This is a genomic window from Pseudomonas sp. SG-MS2 (assembly GCF_009933855.1).
GTDB lineage: Bacteria > Pseudomonadota > Gammaproteobacteria > Pseudomonadales > Pseudomonadaceae > Aquipseudomonas > Aquipseudomonas putida_E.
In genome coordinates this window covers 1-4,918 of record NZ_MOMO01000095.1, presented here as the reverse complement: position 1 = coordinate 4,918, position 4,918 = coordinate 1, and the positions used below count along the sequence as shown (strand labels likewise).

Annotated in this window: 2 protein-coding genes and 2 pseudogenes; 1 reads left to right on the top strand and 3 read right to left on the bottom strand. The window is 64.7% G+C overall.

All coding sequences use genetic code 11. The annotated features are described in order from the left end of the window. From BLX42_RS07675 to BLX42_RS07665, 3 genes and pseudogenes are all read right to left on the bottom strand, one after another. A pseudogene (locus BLX42_RS07675) lies at window positions 1-250 on the bottom strand (transporter); the annotation flags it as partial. After that, window positions 250-3,381 (bottom strand): efflux RND transporter permease subunit, encoded by a 3,132-nt coding sequence (locus BLX42_RS07670; RefSeq protein WP_161871493.1) that lies wholly within the window; start codon window positions 3,379-3,381, stop codon window positions 250-252. The gene BLX42_RS07670 and the pseudogene BLX42_RS07675, both read right to left, overlap by 1 nt. Window position 3,382: 1 nt before the next feature. Beyond that, the gene (locus BLX42_RS07665; RefSeq protein ID WP_161871492.1) at window positions 3,383-4,576 is read right to left on the bottom strand and encodes an efflux RND transporter periplasmic adaptor subunit; all 1,194 of its coding nucleotides are present in this window, start codon (window positions 4,574-4,576) and stop codon (window positions 3,383-3,385) included. A gap of 151 nt (window positions 4,577-4,727) precedes the next feature. Here BLX42_RS07665 and BLX42_RS07660 point away from each other — a divergent pair. Next, window positions 4,728-4,918: pseudogene (locus BLX42_RS07660) on the top strand (two-component sensor histidine kinase); the annotation flags it as partial.

Genomic DNA, 4,918 nt, shown 5'->3' with positions numbered 1-4,918 from the left:
ATTGCGCACGCTGGTATTCGACGTTCAGCGCTGCGACCCGCAGGTCGCGGTTGTTGGCCAGTGCCAGGGCCACGGTGTCGCGCAGGCGGGTATCGATGAACAGGGCCTGCCAGCCGATATCGGCGCTGGTTTTGCTGGCGCTGGTGGCCGGCCACTGGTCGGCCACAGGCGCAGCCGGGCGCTGGTAGTCGGGGGCCAGGTTGACGCAGCCGGACAAGGCCAGCGCCAGAAAAAGAGGGGGTAGACGCATCAGGCTTCTCCTGCAACGGTATCAACGGTGGCTGCGCGTCGGCCTGCCAGGCGTTGCACCAGCACATAGAACAATGGGATGAAGAACAGGCCCAGCACGGTGGTGGCGAGCATCCCGCCAAGCACACCGGTGCCGATTGCCTGGCGCCCACCAGCGCCGGCCCCAGTGCTCAGCGCCAGCGGCAGCACACCGAGGATGAATGCCAGCGAGGTCATCAGTACCGGGCGCAGGCGGATGCGCACCGCTTCCAGCGTGGCACTGAGCAGGTCCTGGCCACGCTCGTAACCCTCTTTGGCAAACTCGACGATCAGGATGGCGTTCTTCGCCGCCAGGCCCACCGTGGTCAGCAGGCCGACCTGGAAGTACACATCGTTGGACAGCCCGCGCAGGCCGGTCAGCAGCAATGCCCCGAGGATGCCTACGGGCACCACCAGCATCACCGCGAGCGGCACCGACCAGCTTTCGTACAACGCCGCCAGGCACAGAAACACGAAAAGGATCGAAATGGCGTACAGCAATGGCGCCTGGTTGCCGGCCAGGCGCTCCTGATACGACTGCCCGGCCCAGGCGTAGCCGATGCCATCCGGCAGTTGCGCCATGATCTGCTCGACGGCGGCCATGGCCTCTCCGGAGCTGACCCCGGCGGCCGGTTCACCCACCAGTTCGTAGGCGCCAAAGCCGTTGAAGCGTTCCAGCAGTGGCGAGGCGGTACCCCAGTACGTGCTGGTGAAAGCTGACAGCGCAACCATGGCGTCGCTGTCGTTACGCACATACCAGGCGCCGATGTCCTCGGCCTGCATGCGCTGGTCGGCTTCGCCTTGCAGGTAGACTTTCTTGACCCGGCCGGCATCGAGGAAGTCGTTCACATAGCTGCCGCCCATCACCGTGCTCAGGGTGTCGTTGATGTCGCTGGCCGCAACACCCATGGCACCGGCCTTGCGATCGTCGATGGCGACATTCAGTTGCGGTGTATCTTCCAAGCCTTGTGCCCGCACGTTGGCCAGGCGCGGGTCCTTCGCCGCCAGGGCGATGAACTGGTCACGTGCCTTGAGCAGTTCAGCGTGGCCGAGGCCGGAAAGGTCCTGCAGTTGCACGTCGAAACCGGAGCTCTGGCCCAAGCCCTGAATGGCCGGCGGGGCGATGACGAACACATTGGCGTCGAGTATCTTCGACAAGGCCATGTTGGCCCGCCGCGCCACGGCTGCGGCGCTGTGCGCCTCACCCTGGCGCTCGCTCCAGTCCTTGAGCTTGACGAAAGCGCGCCCGGCGTTCTGCGCGTTGCCGCCGTTGCCCAGGCCGCGCACGGTCAGCAACGAGGCCACTTCCGGCTGTTGTAACATGTAGTCCTGGACCTGACGGCTGACGGCTTGCAGACGTTCATCGGTGCCGCCCACAGGCAGGGTCATCTGCATCATCAGCATGCCCTGGTCTTCCTCTGGCAGGAACGCGCTAGGCAGTTTGTGGAACATCAGCGCGACGCCGCCAAGGACCATGACGTACACCACCAGGCCGCGCAACGGCCGCATCAGCACCTTGCCCACGGCTTGCTGGTAGCGCAGCGAGGTACGTTCGAAGGTGCGGTTGAACCAGCCGAAGAAGCCACCGGCCGGTTTGCCATGGGCCCGCACTGGCTTGAGCAAGGTTGCGCAAAGCGCCGGGGTCAGGGTCATCGCCACCAGCACCGAAAGGGCCATCGCTGCGACCATGGTCACCGAGAACTGCCGGTAGATCACCCCAGTGGAGCCGCCGAAGAAGGCCATGGGTACGAACACCGCCGACAGCACCACAGCGATGCCCACCAGGGCGCCGCTGATTTCGCCCATCGACTGGCGTGTCGCCTCGCGGGGCGACAAGCCCTTTTCGGCCATGATGCGTTCGACGTTTTCCACCACCACGATGGCATCGTCCACCAGCAAGCCGATGGCCAGCACCATGCCGAACATGGTCAGGGTATTGATCGAGTAACCGAGCAAAGCCAGTACGCCGAACGTACCCAGCAATACCACCGGTACGGCAATCGCCGGGATCAGCGTGGCGCGCAGGTTCTGCATGAACAAGTACATGATCAGCACCACCAGCACGATGGCCTCGAACAGGGTCTTGACCACTTCTTCGATTGAAATCTTTACGAATGGCGCAGTGTTGTAAGCCACCTCGCTATGCAGTTGCAGCTTGCTGGGGAAGAACTGCTCAAGTTCGCCGAGCTTGGCCTGTACCGCCTCGGCCACATCCAGTGCGTTGGCCCCGGTTGCCAGGCTGACGGCCAGGCCACCGGAAGGGCGGCCATTGTGCTCGGCGACCACGTCGTAGCTTTCGCTGCCCAGCTCTACCCGGGCCACGTCGGCCAGGGTCACCACTGCGCCAGAACTGGCGTACTTGAGCACCAGTTCGCGGAACTGCGCGGCGGTCTGCAGCTTGCTGCGGGCACTGATGGTTGCATTGAGCTGCTGGCCGGCGCGAGCGGGCAGGGCGCCAAGCTGGCCGGCTGATGTATCGATGTTCTGCGCCTGCAGCGCGCTGCTCACGTCCGAAGGCATCAGTGCGTACTGCTTGAGCTTGTCCGGGTCGAGCCAGATACGCATGGCGTAGCTCGAGCCCAAGGTGGTCACCTGGCCGACGCCACTGACCCGGCTGATCTGGTCATAAAGCGTGCTGGAGATGAAGTCGCTGATGTCGGTGGCGCTGACGTCGGGGTTGTCCGACACCAGCGAGAGGATGATCAGAAAATCGCTGGCCGAGTTGCGAATCTTGATGCCCTGCTGCTGCACCGTATCCGGCAGGCGTGCCTTGGCCTGTTCCAGCTTGGTCTGCACCAGCATCTGCGCAGTGTTGATGTCGGTGCCGGCCTCGAAGGTCAGGGTGATGCTGGCGCTGCCGGCCGAGCTGCTGCTCGAGGCCATGTAGGTCAGGCCGTCAAGGCCGGTCATCTGCTGCTCGATGACCTGGGTCACCGAGTCTTCCATGGTCTTGGCCGAGGCGCCGGTGTAGGTCGCGCTCAGGGTGACCTGGGGCGGCGCGATATTGGGGTACTGGGCCAGCGGCAGCTGGAAGATGGCCAAGCCGCCGCCGAGCATCACCAGGATGGCGAGAACCCAGGCGAAAATTGGCCGGTCAATGAAGAAACGTGCCATGTCAAAGGCCTCGGTCGCTTTCGTTGTGGGCGGTCAGGGTGCTGTCCTGCACCTGGACCTGTTGGCCAACGCGAACCTTCTGCAGGCCTTGCACGATCAGCTGATCGCCCGCCGCCAGGCCCTGGCTGACCCACCAGCGGTTGCCCACGGCCCGGGCCAGGGTCAGCGCGCGTTGCTGCACTTTGCCGTCCACCACTACCAGCGCGGTGGCGTCACCGCGTTCATCACGGCTCACGGCCTGCTGGGGTACCAGGATGGCGTCCTGTTGCACACCCTCCTGCAGTGTCGCCTTGAGGTACATGCCTGGTAGCAGCAGGCCCTCAGGGTTGGGCACCAGGGCGCGCAAGGTTACGCTGCCGGTGCTTTCATCGACGCTCACGCCATTGAAGGTGAGGGTGCCTTCGTGGGCATAGGTGCTGCCGTCTTCCAGCTCCAGGCTGATGCGCGCGGCGTCCTTTTGCTCGCTGGGCGCCAGCTTGCCTTCTGCCAGCTCGCGCTTGAGGCGCAGCAGGGTACCGCTGGGCTGGGTGAAGTCGACGTAGATCGGGTCCAGTTGCTGCACCGTGGTCAGGGCCGTGGTTTGCTCGGCGGTGACCAGCGCACCGGGGGTGACCGACGAGGTGGCGGTACGGCCATCGATCGGTGCGTTGATGCGGGTGTAGTCAAGGTTGATGCGGGCGGTGCGTTGCGCAGCCTGGGCCGACTGCAGGCTGGCGCGTGCCTCGAGCAGGGTGGCCTGGGCGCTCTCGTTGTCTTCGGCGCTGATCGCATCGATCTTCACCAGTTGCGCATCGCGCCGGGCTTTCAGTTCAGATGCCTTTAGCGTGGCGCGCGCGGAGCTTACCGTGGCATCGGCCTGGTCCAGCGCGGCCTGGTAGGGTTGCGGGTCGATCTGGTACAGCGCCTGGCCGGCCTTGACCGTATCGCCTTCATTGAACAGGCGCTTCTGGATGATCCCGCCCACCTGCGGGCGGATCTCGGCAATCAGGCGGGCGTTGGCGCGGCCGGGCAGGGTGGTGCTCACGGCCTGCGGGGCGCTGCTCACGTGATACACCGCAACCGCCTGCAGCGGTGCAGGCGCAGCGGTGGCGTCGCCCTCGCTGCAACCACCGATGACGATAATGCCGGCAGTGAGCAGCAGGGCGCGCCCCAGGGGCGAGCGAACAAGAATCAGGGATTGTAATAAAGTAGGCATCGCGGGCTCCGAGCCAGATGATTTCGATGGCGCCAGCGTGCGCGGCAATTGTGCAGGCAATGTGCAGAAATCTGGGAGATTGGCCGGTACGCCTTGCGGGCCCACGAGGGGCGCGCTTCAATGGCGGCATTCCCAGCGTGTCGGCGGTGTCATGAAAGTCAGCCTGTCCAGCAAGTTCTTCTGCGCCATGCTCGCCGTCTGTGCGTTCGCCGTGCTGGGTATGGTGTTCGCCGCCTACCTGAGCCTGAAGTACGGCTTTCTCGGCTACCTCAACCAGCAGGCGGAGGAGCGCATGGAGCGCATCGTGCCGCGCGTCGAACAGGCCTATGCCCGCCATGGCAG

What these genes read in the sequence shown, in the direction of transcription:
- BLX42_RS07670 (WP_161871493.1), bottom strand. Translation starts at nt 3,381, where the DNA reads ATGGCACGTTTCTTCATTGACCGGCCAATTTTCGCCTGGGTTCTCGCC.
- BLX42_RS07665 (WP_161871492.1), bottom strand. Translation starts at nt 4,576, where the DNA reads ATGCCTACTTTATTACAATCCCTGATTCTTGTTCGCTCGCCCCTGGGG.